The sequence below is a fragment of the Brotaphodocola sp. genome, assembly GCF_050873365.1.
Lineage (GTDB): Bacteria > Bacillota > Clostridia > Lachnospirales > Lachnospiraceae > Brotaphodocola.
In genome coordinates this window covers 1-20,231 of record NZ_JBNMIQ010000023.1, presented here as the reverse complement: position 1 = coordinate 20,231, position 20,231 = coordinate 1, and the positions used below count along the sequence as shown (strand labels likewise).

The 20,231-nt window shown below is 48.9% G+C and carries 20 protein-coding genes and 1 pseudogene; 18 read left to right on the top strand and 3 right to left on the bottom strand.

The window, feature by feature from the left end:
• Positions 1 to 98: 98 nt before the first annotated feature.
• Genes ACR0QT_RS10755 through ACR0QT_RS10745 form a run of 3 tightly spaced genes read right to left on the bottom strand, consistent with a single transcriptional unit; the run spans position 99 to position 3,042 of the window.
• The gene (locus tag ACR0QT_RS10755) at positions 99 to 1,148 is read right to left on the bottom strand and encodes an ATP-binding cassette domain-containing protein (RefSeq protein WP_432630780.1); all 1,050 of its coding nucleotides are present in this window, start codon (positions 1,146 to 1,148) and stop codon (positions 99 to 101) included.
• A complete protein-coding gene (locus ACR0QT_RS10750) occupies positions 1,127 to 1,846 on the bottom strand; it encodes a GTP-binding protein (RefSeq protein WP_432630779.1) in 720 nt (239 codons plus the stop codon). The genes ACR0QT_RS10755 and ACR0QT_RS10750 overlap by 22 nt, the downstream gene beginning before the upstream one ends.
• Positions 1,843 to 3,042 (bottom strand): ABC transporter substrate-binding protein, encoded by a 1,200-nt coding sequence (locus tag ACR0QT_RS10745; RefSeq protein ID WP_432630778.1) that lies wholly within the window; start codon positions 3,040 to 3,042, stop codon positions 1,843 to 1,845. Before ACR0QT_RS10745 ends, ACR0QT_RS10750 begins: the two co-directional genes overlap by 4 nt.
• A gap of 323 nt (positions 3,043 to 3,365) precedes the next feature.
• Between ACR0QT_RS10745 and ACR0QT_RS10740 the strand changes: the two genes are divergently transcribed.
• From ACR0QT_RS10740 to ACR0QT_RS10655, 18 genes and pseudogenes are all read left to right on the top strand, one after another.
• A complete protein-coding gene (locus ACR0QT_RS10740) occupies positions 3,366 to 4,289 on the top strand; it encodes a nucleotidyltransferase family protein (RefSeq protein ID WP_177978407.1) in 924 nt (307 codons plus the stop codon).
• Complete coding sequence (locus ACR0QT_RS10735) at positions 4,282 to 5,040, top strand: exodeoxyribonuclease III (RefSeq protein ID WP_432630777.1); 759 nt, start codon at positions 4,282 to 4,284, stop codon at positions 5,038 to 5,040. Before ACR0QT_RS10740 ends, ACR0QT_RS10735 begins: the two co-directional genes overlap by 8 nt.
• Positions 5,041 to 5,300: 260 nt before the next feature.
• Positions 5,301 to 7,607 (top strand): hypothetical protein, encoded by a 2,307-nt coding sequence (locus ACR0QT_RS10730; RefSeq protein WP_432630776.1) that lies wholly within the window; start codon positions 5,301 to 5,303, stop codon positions 7,605 to 7,607.
• Between the two features lie 98 nt (positions 7,608 to 7,705).
• Positions 7,706 to 7,981 carry an HU family DNA-binding protein gene (locus ACR0QT_RS10725; protein WP_177978410.1) on the top strand — a complete coding sequence of 92 codons (276 nt, stop codon included), beginning with the start codon at positions 7,706 to 7,708 and terminating at the stop codon, positions 7,979 to 7,981.
• A 451-nt stretch (positions 7,982 to 8,432) separates the two neighbouring features.
• The gene (locus ACR0QT_RS10720; protein WP_118696143.1) at positions 8,433 to 8,672 is read left to right on the top strand and encodes an RNA-binding S4 domain-containing protein; all 240 of its coding nucleotides are present in this window, start codon (positions 8,433 to 8,435) and stop codon (positions 8,670 to 8,672) included.
• Positions 8,673 to 8,965: 293 nt separating this feature from the next.
• Entirely contained in the window at positions 8,966 to 9,361 is a 396-nt protein-coding gene (locus ACR0QT_RS10715; RefSeq protein WP_432630775.1) for a hypothetical protein, read from the top strand.
• Between the two features lie 51 nt (positions 9,362 to 9,412).
• Positions 9,413 to 9,979, top strand: coding sequence for an RNA polymerase sigma factor (locus ACR0QT_RS10710; protein WP_432630774.1), 567 nt, complete (start codon positions 9,413 to 9,415; stop codon positions 9,977 to 9,979).
• Positions 9,976 to 10,641, top strand: coding sequence for a hypothetical protein (locus ACR0QT_RS10705; RefSeq protein WP_432630773.1), 666 nt, complete (start codon positions 9,976 to 9,978; stop codon positions 10,639 to 10,641). The genes ACR0QT_RS10710 and ACR0QT_RS10705 overlap by 4 nt, the downstream gene beginning before the upstream one ends.
• 605 nt (positions 10,642 to 11,246) lie before the next feature.
• Complete coding sequence (locus ACR0QT_RS10700; RefSeq protein ID WP_432630772.1) at positions 11,247 to 11,879, top strand: ECF transporter S component; 633 nt, start codon at positions 11,247 to 11,249, stop codon at positions 11,877 to 11,879.
• Between the two features lie 227 nt (positions 11,880 to 12,106).
• Positions 12,107 to 13,066, top strand: coding sequence for a P1 family peptidase (locus tag ACR0QT_RS10695; RefSeq protein WP_432630771.1), 960 nt, complete (start codon positions 12,107 to 12,109; stop codon positions 13,064 to 13,066).
• A gap of 103 nt (positions 13,067 to 13,169) precedes the next feature.
• Positions 13,170 to 13,454 carry a sporulation protein YabP gene (gene yabP, locus ACR0QT_RS10690; RefSeq protein ID WP_432630770.1) on the top strand — a complete coding sequence of 95 codons (285 nt, stop codon included), beginning with the start codon at positions 13,170 to 13,172 and terminating at the stop codon, positions 13,452 to 13,454.
• Positions 13,451 to 13,888 (top strand): spore cortex biosynthesis protein YabQ, encoded by a 438-nt coding sequence (gene yabQ, locus ACR0QT_RS10685; RefSeq protein WP_432630769.1) that lies wholly within the window; start codon positions 13,451 to 13,453, stop codon positions 13,886 to 13,888. The genes yabP and yabQ overlap by 4 nt, the downstream gene beginning before the upstream one ends.
• 4 nt (positions 13,889 to 13,892) lie before the next feature.
• Complete coding sequence (locus ACR0QT_RS10680; RefSeq protein ID WP_432630768.1) at positions 13,893 to 14,219, top strand: septum formation initiator family protein; 327 nt, start codon at positions 13,893 to 13,895, stop codon at positions 14,217 to 14,219.
• A gap of 54 nt (positions 14,220 to 14,273) precedes the next feature.
• Positions 14,274 to 15,677: a SpoIIE family protein phosphatase gene (locus ACR0QT_RS10675; protein WP_432630767.1), complete on the top strand. Its 1,404-nt coding sequence runs from the start codon at positions 14,274 to 14,276 to the stop codon at positions 15,675 to 15,677.
• A 58-nt stretch (positions 15,678 to 15,735) separates the two neighbouring features.
• Entirely contained in the window at positions 15,736 to 17,259 is a 1,524-nt protein-coding gene (tilS, locus tag ACR0QT_RS10670; RefSeq protein ID WP_432630766.1) for a tRNA lysidine(34) synthetase TilS, read from the top strand.
• 1 nt (position 17,260) lies between these two features.
• Positions 17,261 to 17,788 (top strand): hypoxanthine phosphoribosyltransferase, encoded by a 528-nt coding sequence (hpt, locus tag ACR0QT_RS10665; RefSeq protein WP_432626406.1) that lies wholly within the window; start codon positions 17,261 to 17,263, stop codon positions 17,786 to 17,788.
• A 42-nt stretch (positions 17,789 to 17,830) separates the two neighbouring features.
• Entirely contained in the window at positions 17,831 to 19,672 is a 1,842-nt protein-coding gene (gene ftsH / locus ACR0QT_RS10660; protein WP_432630765.1) for an ATP-dependent zinc metalloprotease FtsH, read from the top strand.
• Positions 19,673 to 20,140: 468 nt separating this feature from the next.
• Positions 20,141 to 20,231 (top strand): annotated as a pseudogene (locus tag ACR0QT_RS10655) (IS200/IS605 family transposase); the annotation flags it as partial.

Genomic DNA, 20,231 nt, shown 5'->3' with positions numbered 1-20,231 from the left:
AATTTTACCACAGATTTTACCACTCAGAGTAGATGTCCCACATCTCTGTAAGACGGGGACATCGCAAATTTTCTCATGAGAGGCAGAATCATTGCTTTTTAAGTGTCTTGCTTTTGTGTGAGATCTTGCACGAGATCGAGGTTGAGGGAGAGTCCCTGACGAAGTTGCTGGCGGGCGTTTCCCATCATTGCATCGAGCTCTTCTAAGCGTTTCAGAAGTTCTTTTTCCTCGGGAGTTGTGGAGAGAACTTTGTGGATTCCGCCGTTCTGAATCACGATTCGTCGGTCTGCCATCAGTGCAAGCAGGGGATCATGCGTCGCCATCAGAACGATTTTGTCCTGAGAGACGAGGACGTCGAGCGCTTTTTTGCGATCGATTCCGGCATTCTCGATCTCATCGATCAGGACGATCGGGGAGGAACTTAAAATCGCCGTGTCAGCAATCATCAGGGCGCGGGACTGACCACCGCTTAAGGCGGTGACAGGAGTGTCGGCGGTGAACGATTCACCGGCGAGCTGATTGGCAGATTCGAGGATCTGTTCTGCGATTTCTTTGCTGTTCTCGATCATTCGGCTCTGTGCATGAAGCTCGAGGAATTCGCCCGCCTTTAAATCCATGACAAAGTTCATGTTCTGGGAAAGCTGGGCGACGAGTTTGTTGTTTGCAGAGTAGCGCCACTTTGGATCAGGGCGCTCTCCGTTGATTCGGATACTGCGCCCGGTCGGAGTGTCGTTCTGGGCGGCCCACTCAATATCTGCAAGCAGACGGCTCTTTCCAGAACCGGTCGGTCCGACAATCGAGATGATCTGCCCCGGAAGAATCGTCAGTTCGTCAAAGCCCTCTGGCATATGGCTCTTGTCCGTTCCCGGAAGAATCGTGAGGGAGCGAACCTGGTTGTCAGTCTGAATTCCGAGAAATTCAGCCATCTGATGGATATAGATATCGAACTGTTCCGGAAGTTCGGCGCAGTCGAGTGCTTTTTCCTCGATCTCATCTTGGTCAAGCTGGGCGAGATATTCCGGAAACGTCAGAGATTCTGAACCCTTTGCATCGAGTCGGTTCTGAAGAAAGAATTCCTCTGTAAACGGGTATTTCTCGAGCAGTTCTGCGATCGTGAAACGGTTGATCAGACTTGTCTGTTTGCGCATGATTCGTCCTCCTTCCAATCCATTTTTCGACTGTTTCCAAGCTGGAATTTTTCACCGATTCTCCGCTCGCCGAGACAGTAGGAACACATTGCAGACGGCATCGAGAAACGCAGTTTCATACCCTGAACGCTCTTAACGTTCTGCTCATTATTGTAGAGCAGAGTGCTGAGTTCGTGTGCACCCTGTCCGCTCAGACCATTGACATGGATGACCATCGCGCGCGGGTTGACGGCACTGACACGGGCAGAGAAGACTTCCCGCTCCGCCTGGGAGACGATGTCGCCCTTGGTGATGACGACGATGTCCGCCGATTTGAGGAGCGGTCCGATCTTTTTCGGCGTGTTGATTCCCGAAAGGTTGTCGATGACGCAGACTCCGGTGATCTCCTCAAGATAAGGGGAACAACGGTTGCAAAGCCCTGCGGACTCGGTGATCAGAAGATCAAGTCCCTCGCGGTTTCCCCAGTTTACGACATCCTCAATGTTTGAGGCGAAGAAGTGATCAGGGCAGAGACCGCCTGAGAGCCCTTTCTTGACGGGAATTCCTGCTTTTTCGTACAGGATGTCATCGTCAGTGAAGAGACAGTCAAATTTTACAACGCCGACTTTCTTTCCATCTGCCTGAAAGGAAGCGATTGTCTTTAAAATCACCGAGGTCTTGCCGGATGAGGGCGGACCAGAAAAAATAATCAGATTCATTTTGTTTCCTCCGATGCTTCAAAAAACATGCGCTCTGTCTCTTTTAAGAGAGAGCCGATATCGTGTGAGTAGATGAAATCCCAGCCCGGCCACAGGAAGGTCTCCTCTGGCGAGAGTCCGTTGTCAACATCCGGATGTGTGGATGGGAATTTTCCGCCGGCACAGAAAACTTCGCCCATCTCTTTGGAGGCGAGATAGGAGATAAATTCCTGAGATTTCTTGGAAGAGGATGCCTTGCTCAGCAGGAAAATCGGGCTTAAAATCGCACCGTCTGACGGCCATACAGGAGTCAGGGTGCTGTTTTCACGGTTCATCAGTGTGAAAAAGTACGGCATGACGGTGACTGCCGGGGCGGAGGCTTTCTTTGCCTTTGTTCCGGTCTTGACCATCTCTGCGGGATGCATTGCACTCATCAGATTGCGACCGAGGGCACGCACTCCGTCCTCCCCGTAATGGCTGTAAATGCCGAGCAGGAGTGCGTTGAAGAGATCGAGATCTCGAACCGGCATTGCAATCGAATTCTCAAATTCCGGGGAGAGCAGATCACTCCAGCTCTTTGGAAACGCGCGTCCGTCGAGGACGGATTCGTTTACCATGAAGACAGCGGGAACGCCTGCAAGGATGGTGTACTGATGTTTCGGATCTTTCAGTTGAAGGTGTTCATTGTCGAAGCAGGAGTTGAGTCTTTCCATTCCGGTTAAATCGGCGAAGACTCCTGCGTCAGAATAGTGTCCGAGGAGACTGCGGTCGAAGAAGAGACCAAATCCGGCAGACAGATAAATATCTGCGAGATCATCGGCGCTCTTGCTGTTTTTTACCTGTTCCTCAATGTGATCAAGTCCCATGCTTGCAGCCTGAAGATCACAGCTGACATCCGCGTGGTGTTCTTCGATCCAGTTGTTGAGTTTTTCCATCAGCTGAATACGGATCGGGCAGGGAAGCACGCCGGTCACACGGAGTGCGTCTGGATTTTCGCGGGTGCGACGGATTACGTCGACGAGTGTCTGCTCTGCTTTTTCTACGTCGAGATGGCGGGTTTTTAAAGCCATTTCAAGGGAGATGGAGCGCCCCATCAGCTTTCGCAGGGCATCGTTTTTGAGAGATTCGTAGCCCATCTCCACGAGCGGTTCAATCAACTCCGGGTACTGTTCGGTTATATTGTAAACTTTATCGGTAAGAGAAAAATATGGATTCAAATCAGTTTCCTCCTCATGCTTGTGTGTACTTGACTTGTTTTGCTTTTTAACTATTTTTACTATACGCATTCTAACAGAAAAAATCCAGAGAGTATGTAACAAATGTTACGAAAATAGGTTATAGAGAAATCTTCCTGTATATTAGGTAGAAATGTTTTGAGTTGACAATTTTGCAGGATGCCATACTTGTGGGATACTGTAATAGTAACCATTTTTTTAAAAATACAATAAGAATTTTGAGGAAAAGATAAAATTGCTATTTTTGATTACTTATGTTATAGTGAAAATCAGAGAAAGCAATACACGGAAAGGAAAAAAAGACAATGAGAGACACAACTCTGGTTATTATGGCAGCCGGAATCGGAAGCAGATTTGGCGGTGGAATCAAACAGCTCGCACCGGTAGGACCGAACGGAGAGATCATCATGGATTACTCCATCCATGATGCATTGGAGGCTGGATTCAATAAGATCGTTTTCATCATCCGCAAGGATTTGGAGAAAGATTTCAAGGAGATCATCGGAAATCGTATTGAGAAAGTGGCAAAGGTAGAGTATGCATTCCAGGAGCTTGATGAGCTTCCGGAGGGATATTCCGTACCGGCAGGTCGTACAAAGCCGTGGGGAACTGGTCAGGCAGTTCTGTGCGCAAAGGATCTTGTAAACGAGCCGTTCCTCGTAATCAATGCCGATGACTACTACGGCAAAGAGGGATTCAAGAAGATCCATGATTACATGGTAAATGAGATGGACCCGGATGCAGATCCGTATGATATGTGCATGGGCGGATTCATTCTGGAGAACACCTTAAGCGACAACGGAACCGTAACCCGTGGTGTCTGCGAGGTAAATCCGGATGGAACTTTAAAGGACGTAACCGAGACCTTCGAGATCCAGTGGAAGGATGGCGTGCTTGGTGCAGTTGACGGCAAGGGCAATGCAGTAACCGTAGATCCTCATCAGCATGTATCTATGAATATGTGGGGACTTCCGCCGAAGTTCTTTGACGAGCTTGAGACCGGTTTCCCGAAGTTCCTCGACAACATCGAGGAGGGCAATCTCAAGGCTGAGTACCTGCTCCCGACAATCATCGACCAGATGATCAAGAGCGGACGTGGTTCTGTAAAGGTTCTTGAGACCCGCGACAAGTGGTTTGGTGTGACTTATCAGGCAGATAAGCAGACCGTAGTGGATTCGATCCGCAAGCTGATTGCAGACGGTGTTTACAAGGAGCATCTGTATGACTAAACTGATTTCCTGGAATGTCAATGGAATCCGTGCCTGCGTGGGCAAGGGATTTTTAGACTTTTTTCAGGAGGCGGATGCGGATATTTTCTGCCTTCAGGAGACGAAACTTCAGGAGGGACAGATTGATCTTGAACTGCCGGGGTATCATCAGTACTGGAATTATGCCAAGAAAAAGGGATATTCCGGAACGGCGATGTTTACCCGGAGAGAACCGATTTCCGTAATGTACGGAATCGGTGTCGAGGAGTATGACGGAGAGGGACGTGTTATCACGGCAGAATTTCCGGAGTACTATGTGGTGACCTGTTACACGCCGAATTCCCAGAGTGAGCTTGCACGGTTGGACTATCGAATGGGATGGGAGGACGCTTGGCTTTCGTGGCTGAAAAAGCTCGAGGAGAAGAAGCCGGTGATTTTCTGTGGTGATTTGAACGTGGCACACAAGGAGATTGATCTGAAAAATCCGAAGACGAATCGAAAGAATGCCGGATTTACCGACGAGGAGCGCGAGAAATTTTCCCGCCTTCTCGATGCAGGATTTATCGACACATACCGCTATTTCTATCCGGATCAGGAGGGTGTGTATTCCTGGTGGTCTTATCGCTTCAAGGCGAGAGAGAAGAATGCAGGATGGAGAATCGACTATTTCTGCGTTTCAGAGTCTTTAAAAGACCGTCTTGAGAGCGCATCGATTCACACAGAGGTGCTGGGATCAGATCACTGTCCGGTAGAATTGAATCTGAAAGGATAGCAATTTTGGCATAAAAAAGATAAGTTCTGCATAAAAAGAACAATGTTGCTGGATGTTGCTAGAAAACGGAGATTTCAAATGGGCCGTCATAAAACAGCAAAAACAGTGTGATCTGTGTGCCGTTTTGTGACTGCCCTTTTTTTCTATTGAAATCGTGGAATTGAAATCATGGAATGCCATGTTTGCGGACGTAGAAGACAGAGAAGACAAAGACTTTAAATGTGGTAATTCATAATCATAAAAGAAGGGGGGAGCTGGAGATGCATTCATTTAAGATTGACGGCAGTGCGAGGGGAGACGCAGTGCTGGGACTTACGAAGGTGGACGGAGGCATTCGTGTGGCAGTGGTAGCCGATGCGAAGGAGTGTGTCCTGCTCTTGTATCTGTCGGGCTCTCAGTCACGGCAGAGGGAGGAGAAGAAAGAGACGGCACGGATTGCATTTCCGGAAGAGGGAAGGATCGGTAACGTCTGGACGATGACCGTTCTCGGGGAAGATTTAGACCGCTATGACTATGCGTTTGAGGCAGATGGTGTCCGTTTTGAAGATCCTCACGGGCGTTCGTTTAAGGGACATGAGCGCTGGGGAAAGAAAGAGCTGGGAAACATTCTGTTAAAGACGCCGATCTCTCAGCCGGAGTTTGACTGGGAGGAGGATGAGCGTCAGGAGATTTCCTACGAGGATATGATTGTCTATCGGCTTCATGTGCGCGGTTTCACCCGCCATGCTTCGTCCGGTGTGGAGGATCGGGGAACATTTGCCGGAATTGCGGAGAAGATCCCGTATCTCAAGGAACTTGGGGTGACAACGGTCGAACTCATGCCATCAAATGAGTTTAATGAGGTGATGATGCGCCCGAGGCAGATTATGCATCGCTATCAGGAGCGATCGAAAGAAATGAAAACGGGCTTGTCATCATCCTTGGAAATGGAGCCTTCGGAGATTGCGTCCTCGGAAATCACATCGGAGAAAATGGATCTGAATCCGAGCACATCTGTCATGGAGGCGGATGGTCGCTTAAACTACTGGGGATATGGACCGTCGTTTTTGTTTGCGCCGAAGGCATCCTATGCGGGGAAAGGAAAAAATCCGGTCACAGAATTCAAGAACCTTGTAAAAACCCTGCACCGGGAAGGACTCGGAATTGTGGCAGAACTTTTCTTTACCGGGGAGGAGACGCCTGCCGATGTCGTGGAAGTGGCAAGATTCTGGGTGAGAGAATTCCATGTCGATGGACTCCACATCAGCGGAACTGCGCCGATTGCGCTTCTCGCCTCCGATCCTTATCTCGCTGACACAATGATCTGGGCGACGAGCTGGGATGGAATTGAGATTGCTGGAAGCGGGCGGGGAAGAGAGTCGAAGACCGATCCATTCCAGAGAAGACTCGCAGAGAGTCGGATTTGGGAGAAGCAGTTTGCACAGGTTCAACAGGCAAGCCGTGGCAAGGTGCAGGAAGCGGAAAACGGCAAAGATGCAGGTGCAGACAAAACGAACCGTGCAGAAAAAGCGAACAATGCTAATCATGTCAATCATGCGGAAAGCGTGAATCGTGCGGAAACCGTGAATGGTACAGGAATCGTGAAAGGTGCCGGAAAAGAGAAGGCTTCTGAAAAAGGCGCAGAAATGAGCGGTTTGCCGGAGGAGACAAAGAGACGGACGAGAGTTCTTGGCGAGTACAACGATGGCTTTCTCGTCGATATGAGACGCGTTCTCAAGGGTGATGAGGGACAGATGGGCACACTGGCGTTTCGCAGTCGCAGAAATCCCGAGACCTTCGGCGTGCTGAATTATATGGCATCCAACAACGGATTCACGATGGCAGATATGGTTTCCTATGACCGGAAGCATAATGAGGCGAACGGGGAGGAGAACCGCGACGGAACGGATTACAACTGCTCGTGGAACTGTGGGGCAGAGGGACCGGTACGCAGGAAAAAAATCCGTCAGCTTCGCAAGAAACAGCTTCGAAATGCGGTTTTGCTTCTGATGTTGAGCCAGGGGACTCCACTTCTGCTTGCGGGGGATGAATTTGGCAATTCGCAGGATGGAAACAACAATGCCTACTGTCAGGACAACGAGATCTCATGGCTGAACTGGAACAACCAGAAGACGAACGCAGATCAGCTCGAATTTGTGAAGCATGCGATCGCGTTCCGAAAAGAACACCCGGTTTTCCATCAGCCGACAGAGCCGAAACTCATGGATTCGCTCGCCTGTGGTCAGCCGGATGTCTCCTACCATGGAATCAGTGCGTGGAAGCCGGAATTTGACAATTTCCGCAGACAGTTTGGAATTCTCTACTGCGGAGATTATGCACGGAAGGCGGACGGGACACCGGACGATACGTTCTTCGTTGTCTACAATATGCACTGGGAACCGCATGAATTTGCGCTTCCAACGCTGTCAGCAGGAAAAAAGTGGCATGTGGTATTTCAGACCGCAGATGAGGCTCAGAATGGCTTCTATGAGGCAGGAAAAGAGCCGGAACTCAAGTCTCAGAAAAAGTTCATGGCGCCCTCGCGAAGCATTGCCGTGTTTATCGGAAAAACCGTGGAAAAACCTTGACAAAGCAAGGTAAAACAGATATAAATGGAAGAGTACATTTTTTAATACAAGATAGTAACCTGAAACGGTACTATGGACCATTCTAGGAGGAAATGATAATGAACAAGACAGAATTAGTTGCAGCAGTAGCAGAGCAGGCAGGTCTTTCCAAGAAAGACGCAGAGGCAGCAGTAAAGGCATTTACTGATGTTGTTTCTGATGCACTGAAGAAGGGAGATAAGATCCAGCTGGTTGGTTTTGGTACTTTTGAGGTATCTGAGAGAGCAGCAAGAGAGGGCAGAAACCCGAAGACTGGCGAGAGCATGAAGATCGAGGCTTGCAAGACCCCGAAGTTCAAAGCTGGTAAGGCTCTGAAGGATCTGGTAAACGCATAAGTTTATAACGAACGAAAATATATAAAATCTCTGTTTATTTCCTGGTAACGGTACAGTTCCTGTGAACTTGCGAAGGACCTTTAGGTATAAAGTATAGTTACTTCGTTTAGCAGTGGAAAAATCTGAGATTTTAATAGAACGCGTAAAATAATTCCCTCTATGTGCGACTTGCATGGTATGTGCGACTGCATTGTAGGGGGAATTTTGTTTTATAACTCAGAGTGGATGTCCCCCTCCTCTATAGGTGGGGGGTATCACAAACTTTCTCAGGAGGGGAGACAATCCCCTTCTGAGTTATACGCTCCGCGTAGATGCGCAGTGATTTTGATAAGAAGATGTCAGCAGAGCTGACCAAAATCACGCGCCAAGTCTCCGCGAGCGTCGACTTGAAATCAGAGACATATCGGTGTCGATAAAGGATGTGTCCGTCAATTTTAGAAGGAGGAACGATATGCGATTAGATAAATATCTGAAAGTTTCCCGCATCATCAAGAGAAGAACCGTGGCAAACGAGGCGTGCGACAGCGGACGCGTGATGCTCAACGACAAGGTCGCAAGAGCCAGCGCGGAGGTGAAGGCCGGTGACGTGATTGAGATTGCGTTCGGCAACAAGTCGGTTAAAGTGCGCGTGACAAGCGTGCAGGAGACGATTCGCAAGGAAGATGCGAAGGAAATGTTCGAGTATCTGTAAGAGTGGGTTTGTGAGAAAACAGTTTGGTATTCACAAAACTAAGAACATAATACAAAAAAATCTCAAAAGCTCAGTGATTCAAACGGGAAATACGTCCGATCCGAACAGCAGGACAGGTACCCAGAATCACTGGACTTTTTTTACTAAGAGATTGCGCCCTACTTTTTGCATGTTACATTTTTAAGTTTAAATAAAAAAATTAAAAAAATGATGCAACCAGGAGGACAGAAATGCTTACTTGATAGGTGAAAGGACAAAAAACAGTTTCATCAATCAGAGATGGAGGTAAGCTTATGAAAAAAACAAATTCTCTTGGTATCATGGTGGCGACGCTTATGGCAGTTTCTATGACAGTGGTTACGGGATGTTCCAATCACCCTGCGAATGACGAGACGATGACGATTCAGACGATCGCACATGATGATTCAAATGTAACTTCTTACAAGCCGGTAATCAATTTCGAGGGAAAGGTGTCTTCGGTGGATGGTCAGGTTATCATGCTCGGGGACGGCAAGAAGATTCTGCTCACAGAGGATACGGAGTTTGGAGGAGATCCAGACACGAACAACGAGGTGAGTCGGGAGATTTTGCCGGGCAATTTCATTCAGGGATACACGGAGGATCAACCGGAACAGGATGAAGTGACAGCGGTTCAGATCTGGACGAACACTCCGGAAATCGGAAAATAGTCAGAAATCGAATCTGACAGGGAAAAAACGGAAATACAGGAAGAAAGCAAAATGGGAAGGATAACAGACAAGGAGATTGTGGAGCTATATTGGAAGCGGTCTGAGGAGGCGATTGCATGTACAATCCGGCAGTATGGTGCCTATCTGATGAAACTCTCCTTAAATATTTTAAGCATATGGGAAGAGGCGGAAGAGTGTGTCAATGAGGGTTACTTTTCGGCTTGGAATCAGATACCGCCGGATCGCCCTCTGCGACTTCTTCCCTATTTGGGGAGGATTGTAAGGTGCCTTGCCCTGAATCGTTATGACTATCTGAGTGCAAAGAAAAGGGATATGTCTTTTTCGGTACAGCTGTCAGAGTTGGAGGAATGTCTGACACATGGAAATTCCACGGAACAGCAGTATGAAGAGCGGGAGGTCGCATCTGCGATCTCCGCGTTTTTGCGGACGGAAGATGAGGAATCCAGAAATATGTTCGTCCGTAGATACTGGTACTCAGATTCTGTGAGAGAGATTGCAGATCGATATGGTGTGAGTGAGAGCAAGGTGAAGTCCCTGTTGTTTCGCGTCAGAGGACGCTTGAAAGAATACTTAGAAAAGGAGGGATATGTTCTGTGAATGCAAAAGATTTGTATCGCATAATCGGAGAGATTGACGATGATCTGATTCTTGAAGCCGAAAAACAGCCAGTGAAAAAATCGGAAAAAACGAAAAAAGTTGTTCGAATGTGGACGCTTTTGTCGGCAGCCTGCGTCTGCCTGATCTGTTTGTCTCTATATCACCTTCGTTTTGGGACATCCGTGTACTGGAATGAATCGATGGGAATGTCCTCTTTTAAAGTGGCAATTTCGGCGGATGCCATTTGGCAGGAGATGTCGCCGGAGGAAGCTGTGGAATATTATCAGCTGGGTGAGATTCCAAAAACCCTTGGCGATCATTTGAAGCAGATGGCACAGGGATCTTTTTCGCTCTATAAAGATGCGGGCGGGGCAGTTGTCTATGACCAGAATCAGATCTGGTATCAGGATGAAGCGCAGAATCAGTTTGTGAGCCTCACCTTGTCTCGTGTCACACAGACATCGCCGGCTGTGGAAGATGCAAAGGTTTCCCGTATTCAGGGGATGAAGGTGACATTGACGAAGACGGACAGTGGCGGAGATCTGCCAACTTACGGTGCTGAGTGGAAAATGAATGGGACAACAATTTCTGTAAGTGGAAATGGATTTTCAGAAGAGGAATTTTTGTCTGTACTCAGAGAAATATGGAAACAGAAAAAATAAGATATAGGAGTGATTGCAAAATTGTCCTTCCAGAAAAACTTGCTGTTTTAAAGATTTGTGTTATAGTAAGAGAGAAATGTAACGGTTTTACAAATTTATGCAGAATGTGTGCAGAACGTGCAGAGATTGGAAACCGTTATGAACCGTTGCGAATGAACGTTATTCTTGGGAAAACGTATCACGGTCAGTCGGGATGAAAAATCGCTTCTGCGATTTCTGAATTCGTATTACTTGGATGAATGAATCAGAGAATTTCAGATTGGAATCATGAATCAGAGACAGGCATGGATGTATAGACCTCTTGAGGCTGTAACAGGGTGTGCAGATGGATCTGAGCGAACGTGTTTCAAAACAGGGAAAAAGTTTTCTTGAAAAATCTGTGTGTAATCCGGGTAAGTGATTTCTGCGTGTTAAGTATCTGTATGCAGAATTCTGTCTGAGCTTATGTGATCTTCCTTTTCATTGATTTCTAAAAAATGAAATTTGTATTCTTGAGAGTCGTTTGTTTCGTATGTGTATCCCCGAAAAAATAAATATTCTGAAAAGCAGGGGAACGCCCCGCAGATTTGTGGTGCGCCGTTTTATCAGAGCAAAAGGAGAACAAAATGAAAGCAGTCACAAAAAACACAATTACTCTTGAACAATCCCGCTCCCGGACTTCCTTTATGGTGAAGCTGGCGATGATGGTTGCCATCATCTTTGTCATGGCATTTTCACCGCTCGGTTATCTCAGAACTCCGGGACTTACGATTACATTTCTGACTGTGCCGGTCGCAGTCGGAGCGATCATTCTCGGACCGACCGCCGGTGCTGTCTGCGGTTGCGCCTTCGGTATGACGAGCATGATCATGGCACTGACCGGTGGTTCCGCATTCAGCGCAGCCCTTCTTCAGATTAACCCGTTTGGACTTTTATTCACCCTGCTTGTACCGCGTATTCTGGAAGGCTGGCTCTGTGGTCTGATTTTCCAGGCGGTAAAGAAAGTATCGAAGAATGGTGCCTTTGTTGTGGCAAGCCTGTCCTGCCCGCTTCTCAACACCCTGCTCTTTATGAGCTCTCTGGTTGTATTCTTCTACAACACCGACTACATCCAGAACCTTGCTTCCGGTCTCGGAGCAGGAAATCCGTTCATCTTCGTTGTCCTGTTTGTAGGCGTTCAGGGTGCGATTGAGGCAGTTGTCTGCACTCTGCTTGGAAGTGCCGTATCGAGAGCACTGGCAGTTGCCTTAAGAAAGTAAAAAACCGAAAGGAGCGTGTCCGAACCTGCATGATGCAGATGGGGCAGGCTCCTTTTTTACTTTTTAATATGCGATCATTATGATTAAAATATGATTAAAAAATGAAACTATGAAACGGTTAGAATGTTGCGAAACGATTTTGGTGAAAACGAAAAAATAAAAATCAAGAATCAAAAAATAAAAAAATAGAAGCAGAAAAATAAAAACGAAAGAAGAGGGAAAATGTTATGAAATTGAGTTCTTTGGTAAAGGAGATTCCGATCACAGAAATGCAGGGACTTCGGATTGGAAATGCTCAGGATTTTGAGGCGATGACCGGGGTCACAGTGTTGGTGTTTGATGAGGGCGCAAAAGTGGGAATGGATATCAGCGGAGGAGGTCCGGCGTCAAGAGAGACTCCGCTGACTTCCCCGATCACAGCGGACAATCCGATCAATGCGATTGTGCTGTCGGGAGGCTCTGCGTTTGGTCTCTCTGCAAGCGATGGAGTGATGCAGTATCTCGAGGAGCATGAGATCGGATATGAGACGGGATTTGCGAAAGTCCCGCTCGTCTGCCAGTCGTGCATCTACGATCTTGGAATCGGACGAGCAGATATTCGCCCGACTGCGAAGATGGGATATGAGGCGTGTGAGAATGCCGAACTCAACCAGCCGGCAAGCGGAATCATCGGCGCCGGAACCGGAGCGAGCGTTGGAAAAATCTACGGAAGAGAGTATGCGACAAAGACGGGAATCGGAATCTGTGCGGTTCAGGTTGGAGAACTTCAGATTGGCGCAATCGTCGTGCTCAATGCGCTCGGAGATATTTTTGACCCGTCGACCGGCGAGAAGGTGGCAGGTCCGAAACTTCCGGGAATCGAGGGATTTGCGGACAGCAGAGAACAGCTCTACAAGCTCAGCATGAAGACCGATCTGTTTGCGGGAAAAGGCGGAAATACGACGATCGGCGCGATCATCACAAACGGTGATTTTTCCAAGGCAGAGCTCAACAAGATTGCGTCGATGACGCGCTGTGGCTATGCGCGCTGTATCAATCCGGTCGGCACGATGGCGGACGGGGACTCGATCTATGCGGCATCGATCGGTAAGGTTTCGGCGGACTTAAACATGGTGGGAACTCTGTCTGCGGAAGTCATGGAGCAGGCGATTTTGACGGCTGTGCGGGAGTCGGCAAAGGCACAGTAACACAGTAGAGATTAGATCAGATCAGATAGTTGCAGTCGCAGAATTTGTACTCAAAGCACCAGATTTCCCATATACTGAAATCAGGAAAAGGAGGTCTGCTGTCATGGAAGAAAAGAAGGAAATCCGCTCTCACTCCTGCCTGATGTCGAATCGAAACAGTGTGGCGCTGACCGGGGTGAGGGAGGTTGTCTCATTTGACGAGAATCAGGTGATTATGGATACAGACCTCGGTCTTTTGACGATAAAGGGGAAGGATCTGCATGTGAGTCGACTGACGGTGGAAAAAGGGGAGGTTGACGTCGACGGGACGGTCGATCAGCTCGCCTACTCCTCGAATGAGGCTTATCGGAAAGAGGGGCAGTCTCTTCTCGCCCGCCTTTTTCGATGATTTGGGGGAGGATTGCGGGGCAGATCCGTGTGATCACGGTGCCGGGATTGTTTGAGTTGTCCGGAATGTCAGGCACACGGTTCAGCGAAGCCGTTTTTCACGAGGCACATGCATGCTGGCGCAGTCTGGCGGTTGGAATTGTGCTGATGATGATCTATGACATTTTTCGGCTCTTTCGCCTTCTCGTGAAACACAGTGCGTGGATGATCGGGGTGGAGGACGTGATTTACTGGGTATTTGCATCGTTTACCGTGTTTGGACTTTTCTATCTCGAGAATGACGGAGCCCTCCGTTTTTATATGATCGGAGTCGTGATTCTGGGGATGATTTTGTATGACCGAATTGTCAGTACAAATTTTTTTAGAGTATTGAAAAAGGCTGGGAGATGCTTTAGAATAAAGATACGAAAAAAAACACAGAAACAGAGCAGGTGATGAAATGGGCAGGCGGAAGCGTGCGCGCAAAAAGAAAAGAGATCGGTGGAGCAATCGCCTTGCGATCATCGGAATCACCGTGGTTGTGGCGAGTCTGGCTTTTGCAGTGAATGTAAAAAGCACCTCGATGAAGAAAAAGGATCTGGAATATCAGGTAAAGGAAGCGTCCCTGATCAAACAGAAAACACAAGAGGAAGAACGGGCGAAAGAACTCGAAGCATACCGGGTTTATGTACAGACCAAACAGTATATCGAGCAGGTTGCAAAAGAGAAACTGGGTCTTGTCAATCCAGATGAGATTCTTCTGAAGCCATCTGAGAAAAAAGAGTAAGAGGGCATAGAATCCTCTCCTGTCACATATAATGTGGCTTAGGAGGGGATTTTTGTGTGGAAACGGGAACGGCGCCGGGATATGGCGGATGTGAATATTTATACGGCGGGAAGGCTGAGCGGAATGGCGCGTTCTCTGGGCTTGTTGGCGCGTTCCTGTCTGGACGGCATAGAGGGAGAAAAAGGGCTGACGAGGGAGGACGCCCAGAGTGCGATGCAGATGGCGCGGGCGATGGTGTGCGGGGATTGCAGTCGCTGTAATCTTTACAGCAGTAGCGAGAAGTCGGACAGCTATTATCTCTATTACCTGCTTCACGCGTTTGAGCAGAAAGGGCAGGTCGATGAGAAGGACATGCCCCGACTTTTTCTTGAGGCGTGCCGGAGAAAAGCGGATTACATGGCACAGCTGAACCGAAATTTGGGACGGGCTTCGATGAATCTTGAATGGAAGAATCGTTTTCTTGAGAGCCGTGACACCGTCATGGTGCAGTTTCGGGAGCTTGCGGTGATTCTCGATGAGTTTGCTCACCAGATGGAGAGGGCGACTGACGTGACGCAGGCGAAGGAGGACGCAGTTCGCAGAATGTTTCGTCTCCACCGCGTCGCTGTGGAAAATATGCTTCTGCTCGAGTACGAGAATCATCAGAGGGAGGCATATCTGACGCTTCATGCGCTTGGAAATCGCTGTGTCACCGCGAGGGAGGCAGCGGAACTATTTGGTGAGGTTGTCGGCGGAAACTGGTATGCCCCGCCGGACACGAGGACACTGATCAATCGACAGAGCGCGTCAATCCGGTTTGCGGAGGCGGGGCAGTACCAGATGCGGTACGGGACTGCACGGATTCCGAAGAGCGGGGAGAGCGTCTGTGGGGATAATTACGTCTGGTCGGAGCAGGTGCCGGGACAGGTGATTCTGGGGCTCTCCGACGGGATGGGGAGCGGAGCGAGTGCCGGTCAGGAGAGCGGAAGGATTGTGGAGCTGATCGGTCAGTTGTTGGAGACGGGATTTTCTGCCCGCGCTTCGATGAAGATGGCAAATACGGTTCTGCTCTTGACGGGCAGACAACAGCATCCGGCGACGATAGATCTCGCCTGTGTCGATCTCCACAATGGGGTTCTCGAGGCGATGAAGATGGGAGCCGTCGCAACGTTTGTGCTCAGCGACGGCAAGGCGGAGATCCTTGAGGCAGGGGAGCTTCCCGCCGGGGTTCTGCCGGGCGCCGAGCCGTCCCTGCTCTCGCGAAAGCTCTGGGATGGAGATTGGATTGTGATGATGACGGATGGGGTGTTGGAGGCCTGTCCGGGTGTATACAAAGAACAGTGCATGCAGGGCTTTCTCGAGGAGGTTTCCGCGAAGAGTCCTCAGGATCTGGCGGAGCGAATTCTCGACTTTGCGAGTCAGGACGGAGGGCGGGACGACATGACCGTGTTTGTCGCGGGAATCTGGAAGAAGCGCTGAGAGAAAAGAAAAAGAGCAGATGAAGAAAGAAACAAAAGAAGAGGAGAGCAGTTGATTTATGAAAAATAAGGTAATTCGGTTTATCAGGGAGACTCATATGCTGGAACCGGGGGACCGGGTGATTGTGGCTGTGTCGGGAGGGGCAGATTCGATCTGTCTTCTTTCGATTCTCGACCAGCTTCGCACGGTACTTCCGGTTTCTCTTCGTGTGATTCATGTCCACCACGGTCTGAGAGGAATTGAGGCAGATCGCGATGAGGCGTGGGTGCAGGAAGTCTGCGGGCGTATGGAGATCCCGTTTTTTTCTGTGCACAGGGATGTGCGCGCCTATGCCGGGGAACATGGAATGTCGGAGGAGGAGGCAGGACGCGTCCTGCGCTACGAGGCATTTGAGCAGATGGCGAGAGAGTGGGATGAGGAGAATTCCAAACTTCGTTTGATTGAAAATCCCATGAATTCCACGAATCGCACAGATCTTGTAAGCTCTGTAAGTTTTGCAAAAATCGCGCTCGCGCATCATCAGGAGGATCAGGCGGAGACGATTCTTCACCATCTGCTTCGGGGAAGCGGACTTCGCGGACTGTCCGGCATGCATCCGGTGCAGGGGCGCAGAATCCGTCCGCTTTTGTGTGCGGGGCGTGAGGAGATCCGCGAGTACTTAAAGAATCAGAAACTCTTCTGGTGTGAGGATTCGACAAACGAGTCCGGCGATTACACGCGAAACCGGATTCGCCGGGAATTGCTTCCAATGATGGAAAGTCTCGTGAATGCGAGGGCGCAGGAGAATCTTCTCCATGCGGGAGAGCTGTTTGCACAGGCGGATGAGTATCTGGAACAGCAGGCGCTTGCGGTGTGGAAACATGCCGGAAAGCAGAGTGCAGAGAATGAGGAGGATGCGCCCTCCGGTGCAGTCGCAGGAATCGCGCTTGACGCATTTCGCGCAGAGCAGGCGATCATTCGATCGTACTTGATTAGGCTTCTGCTCGATCATGCACAGCCGGGATGGAAGGATATCACGCGCCGTCATTTTGAGAGTCTTGAGCGTCTCGCATTCGGCTCGGTCGGGGGCAGTGCGGATCTTCCGGGAAATCTGCGCGCTCAGACCGGATACCGCTATCTCTGGATTTGTAAGACAGATAAAAACGGCGAGAGAGAAGCAACAGAAAAGGGAGAATTTGAGGAAAACAAAGACAGAAGCGAGGAGATTTTCGAGGAGAAAAATCTGGAAGAAAAGAAACTTCCGACCTTGCAAATGCGGATTTTTCCACATGAAAAAGGTGCTGAATTTCCGAAAAACCTGTATACGAAATGGTTTGATTATGATAAAATTAAAAGTGCACTTTCGGTACGTTTCCGAGAAGAGGGAGATTATCTGAGTATTCCGGGTGGAAAGCGAAAGGCGATAACCCGATACATGATCGATGAGAAGATTCCGAGGCATCTGCGCGATCAGATTCCGCTTCTTGCTGAGGGCAGTCATGTGCTCTGGGTAATTGGGTACCGGATCAGCGAATATTATAAGATTACGGATGATACGAAAACGGTATTAGAGGTAACAGGAACATTGGACGGAGGAGAATGAAATGGAAGATAAGATTCGTGTTCTTTTGACAGAAGAAGAGGTTAATAAGAGAATCAGTGAAGTGGCAGAGCAGATCAGCAAGGATTATGAGGGCAAGAGCGTTCATCTGATCTGTGTGCTCAAGGGTGGCGTATTTTTCACCTGTGAGCTCGCAAAGCGTCTGACCGTTCCGGTATCTCTTGATTTCATGTCGGTTTCCAGCTACGGTGACGATACCAAGTCAAGCGGAGTTGTCCGCATTGTAAAGGATCTTGATGAACCGCTTGCAGGCAAGGAAGTTCTGATTGTGGAGGATATCATTGATTCCGGACGCACGCTGTCCTACCTGATTGAGGTGCTCAAGCAGAGGGGACCGAAGAGCATTCATCTGTGCACCCTTCTCGATAAGCCGGAGCGCCGTGTGAAGAAACAGGTTAAGGTTGATTACACCTGCTTTACGATTCCGGACGAGTTCGTTGTGGGATATGGACTGGATTATGCTCAGAAATACCGCAATCTGCCGTTTATCGGTGTGGTAGAACAGCAGTAAAGCAGTACGAGCGGTAAGACAGGAGTAAGGAGGACTTAATAAGTGAAACAACAGACGTATCGAGGCACTGGGCTTCTGGTGCTTTTACTGCTGATTGCAGCTTTGTTTTTGATTCGTCTGCCGGGACAGAATGAGCAGGGAGAGCTGAGCAGTCAGCAGTTTGAGCAGGTTCTTGACGGTGGCGGAGTCCAGATGCTTGTGATTCATCAGAATGAACAGGTTCCGACGGGCCGTGTTCAGATGCAGACAAGCGATGGAAGACAGTATGAGACCTATGTCTCCGACGTGAAGAAGACGGAGGAGATGCTTCAGGAAAAGGGAATTGATTTCACGATTCAGAATGTCTCTCAGAGCAGTTACTGGATGAGCGTGATCTTCCCGGTTGTGCTGTCGGTCGGCGGAGTCGCACTGATCATCTTTATGATGAATATGCGTGCCGGAGCCGGTGGTGGCGGAACGAATGCCAAGATGATGAATTTTGGAAAGAGCCGTGCGCGGATGACGCACAACAGCAATGTGACATTCAAGAATGTCGCAGGTCTTCAGGAAGAGAAGGAAGACCTCGAGGAGATGGTGGATTTCCTGAGAAATCCGCAGAAGTACACCGGAGTCGGAGCGCGAATTCCGAAGGGTGTGATTCTTGTGGGACCTCCTGGAACCGGTAAGACCCTGCTTGCAAAGGCAGTCGCAGGAGAGGCGGGCGTTCCGTTCTTCTCGATCTCCGGTTCTGATTTCGTGGAAATGTTTGTCGGTGTCGGTGCTTCCCGTGTCCGCGATCTGTTTGAGGACGCAAAGAAGAATGCGCCATGTATCGTCTTCATCGATGAGATCGATGCCGTTGCACGCCGGAGAGGAACCGGTATGGGCGGTGGTCACGATGAGAGAGAGCAGACGTTAAACCAGCTCCTCGTTGAGATGGATGGTTTCGGTGTCAATGAGGGCATCATCGTGATGGCAGCGACGAACCGTGTGGATATTCTTGATCCGGCAATTCTTCGTCCGGGTCGTTTCGACCGCAAGGTTGCAGTCGGTCGTCCGGATGTGAAGGGACGTGAGGAGATCCTCATGGTTCATTCGAGAGAGAAACCGCTCGCGGAGGATGTGGATCTCAAGCGTGTAGCTCGGACAACTTCCGGATTTACGGGTGCAGATCTTGAGAATCTGATGAATGAGGCGGCAATCCTTGCAGCTCGCGAGAATCGCAGTTATATCCGCCAGAGCGATATTGACCGTTCCTTCGTAAAAGTTGGAATCGGTGCGGAGAAGAAGAGCCGTGTGATTTCCGACAAGGAGAAGAAGATCACAGCTTACCATGAGTCTGGTCATGCGATCCTCTTCCATGTTCTTCCGGATGTCGGACCGGTGCACACTGTCTCGATCATTCCGACCGGAGTCGGGGCAGCGGGTTATACGATGCCTCTGCCGGGAGATGATGAGATGTTCAACACCAAGGGCAAGATGCTTCAGGATATCATGGTATCCCTTGGCGGACGAATCGCGGAGGAGATCATTTTCAAGGATGTGACGACCGGAGCGTCCCAGGATATCAAGCATGCGACGAAGATCGCGCGCGCGATGGTGACCCAGTACGGAATGTCCGAGAAGATCGGTATGATCGATTACGGAACCGATGACGATGAGGTGTTTATCGGACGAGATCTCGCCCACACGAGAAGTTACGGCGAGGGTGTTGCCACGGAGATTGATGAGGAAGTAAAGAGAATCATCGACGAGTGCTATCAGAAGGCAAAAGAGATCATTCTGGAACACCGCGATGTTCTGGAAAGTTGCAGTGCCCTGCTGATTGAGAAGGAGAAGATCGGTCAGGAAGAGTTTGAGGCACTTTTTGAAAACCGGAAAGTGAACCTGAGCAAGGAAGTTTAAGACGGTTTCCGTTTGTGCAACGCAGGAACGGGAGCGGTTGAATCGGGGCAAGGCGACAAAACTAGACAACATGCACAAAAAAAGTTGCGAAATTTGTGCATGTTTGTGCACACTTCGGATGAGGTTTATGGTACTATAATTAGCGTAAACCCCCCAATACATTATATAGTTTTTTGCTACACCCCATAAGAAACGAAATACCTTCTCCTGAAAGAGCCAGCTACCCCGCTGGCTCTTTCGCATTTCTGGATTTTTTCTGGATTCTCAATTTTTCCCTTTTTTCCCTGAGATTTGGTTGATGGAAATACATTTATTTTCGCTTGTTTTATCATGTTTTATTTTTTGCCATGTTTTACAATGAATGCGCGAAAAGCCCACGCCTTTAGGTGTGGGATGGATAGCGCAAAATGATCAAGAAATATGTATGTAATAATTGATTTTATACACATATAGCAGTATAATATGTATATGGAAAATAATTATAGACATACAAATACAACAGTATCTTTGATAAACTATCATTTTGTATTTTGTCCGAGATACAGAAGAAAGATTTTTC

Coding starts and splice junctions, on each gene's coding strand:
- ACR0QT_RS10750 (WP_432630779.1), bottom strand. CDS start 1,846: ATGAATCTGATTATTTTTTCTGGTCCGCCCTCATCCGGCAAGACCTCG.
- ACR0QT_RS10710 (WP_432630774.1), top strand. CDS start 9,413: ATGGGAAGGATAACAGACAAGGAGATTGTGGAGCTATATTGGAAGCGG.
- ACR0QT_RS10720 (WP_118696143.1), top strand. CDS start 8,433: ATGCGATTAGATAAATATCTGAAAGTTTCCCGCATCATCAAGAGAAGA.
- hpt (WP_432626406.1), top strand. CDS start 17,261: ATGGAAGATAAGATTCGTGTTCTTTTGACAGAAGAAGAGGTTAATAAG.
- ACR0QT_RS10740 (WP_177978407.1), top strand. CDS start 3,366: ATGAGAGACACAACTCTGGTTATTATGGCAGCCGGAATCGGAAGCAGA.
- ACR0QT_RS10715 (WP_432630775.1), top strand. CDS start 8,966: ATGAAAAAAACAAATTCTCTTGGTATCATGGTGGCGACGCTTATGGCA.
- ACR0QT_RS10755 (WP_432630780.1), bottom strand. CDS start 1,148: ATGCGCAAACAGACAAGTCTGATCAACCGTTTCACGATCGCAGAACTG.
- tilS (WP_432630766.1), top strand. CDS start 15,736: ATGAAAAATAAGGTAATTCGGTTTATCAGGGAGACTCATATGCTGGAA.
- ACR0QT_RS10680 (WP_432630768.1), top strand. CDS start 13,893: ATGGGCAGGCGGAAGCGTGCGCGCAAAAAGAAAAGAGATCGGTGGAGC.
- ACR0QT_RS10700 (WP_432630772.1), top strand. CDS start 11,247: ATGAAAGCAGTCACAAAAAACACAATTACTCTTGAACAATCCCGCTCC.
- yabQ (WP_432630769.1), top strand. CDS start 13,451: ATGATTTGGGGGAGGATTGCGGGGCAGATCCGTGTGATCACGGTGCCG.
- ACR0QT_RS10730 (WP_432630776.1), top strand. CDS start 5,301: ATGCATTCATTTAAGATTGACGGCAGTGCGAGGGGAGACGCAGTGCTG.
- yabP (WP_432630770.1), top strand. CDS start 13,170: ATGGAAGAAAAGAAGGAAATCCGCTCTCACTCCTGCCTGATGTCGAAT.
- ACR0QT_RS10725 (WP_177978410.1), top strand. CDS start 7,706: ATGAACAAGACAGAATTAGTTGCAGCAGTAGCAGAGCAGGCAGGTCTT.
- ACR0QT_RS10735 (WP_432630777.1), top strand. CDS start 4,282: ATGACTAAACTGATTTCCTGGAATGTCAATGGAATCCGTGCCTGCGTG.
- ACR0QT_RS10695 (WP_432630771.1), top strand. CDS start 12,107: ATGAAATTGAGTTCTTTGGTAAAGGAGATTCCGATCACAGAAATGCAG.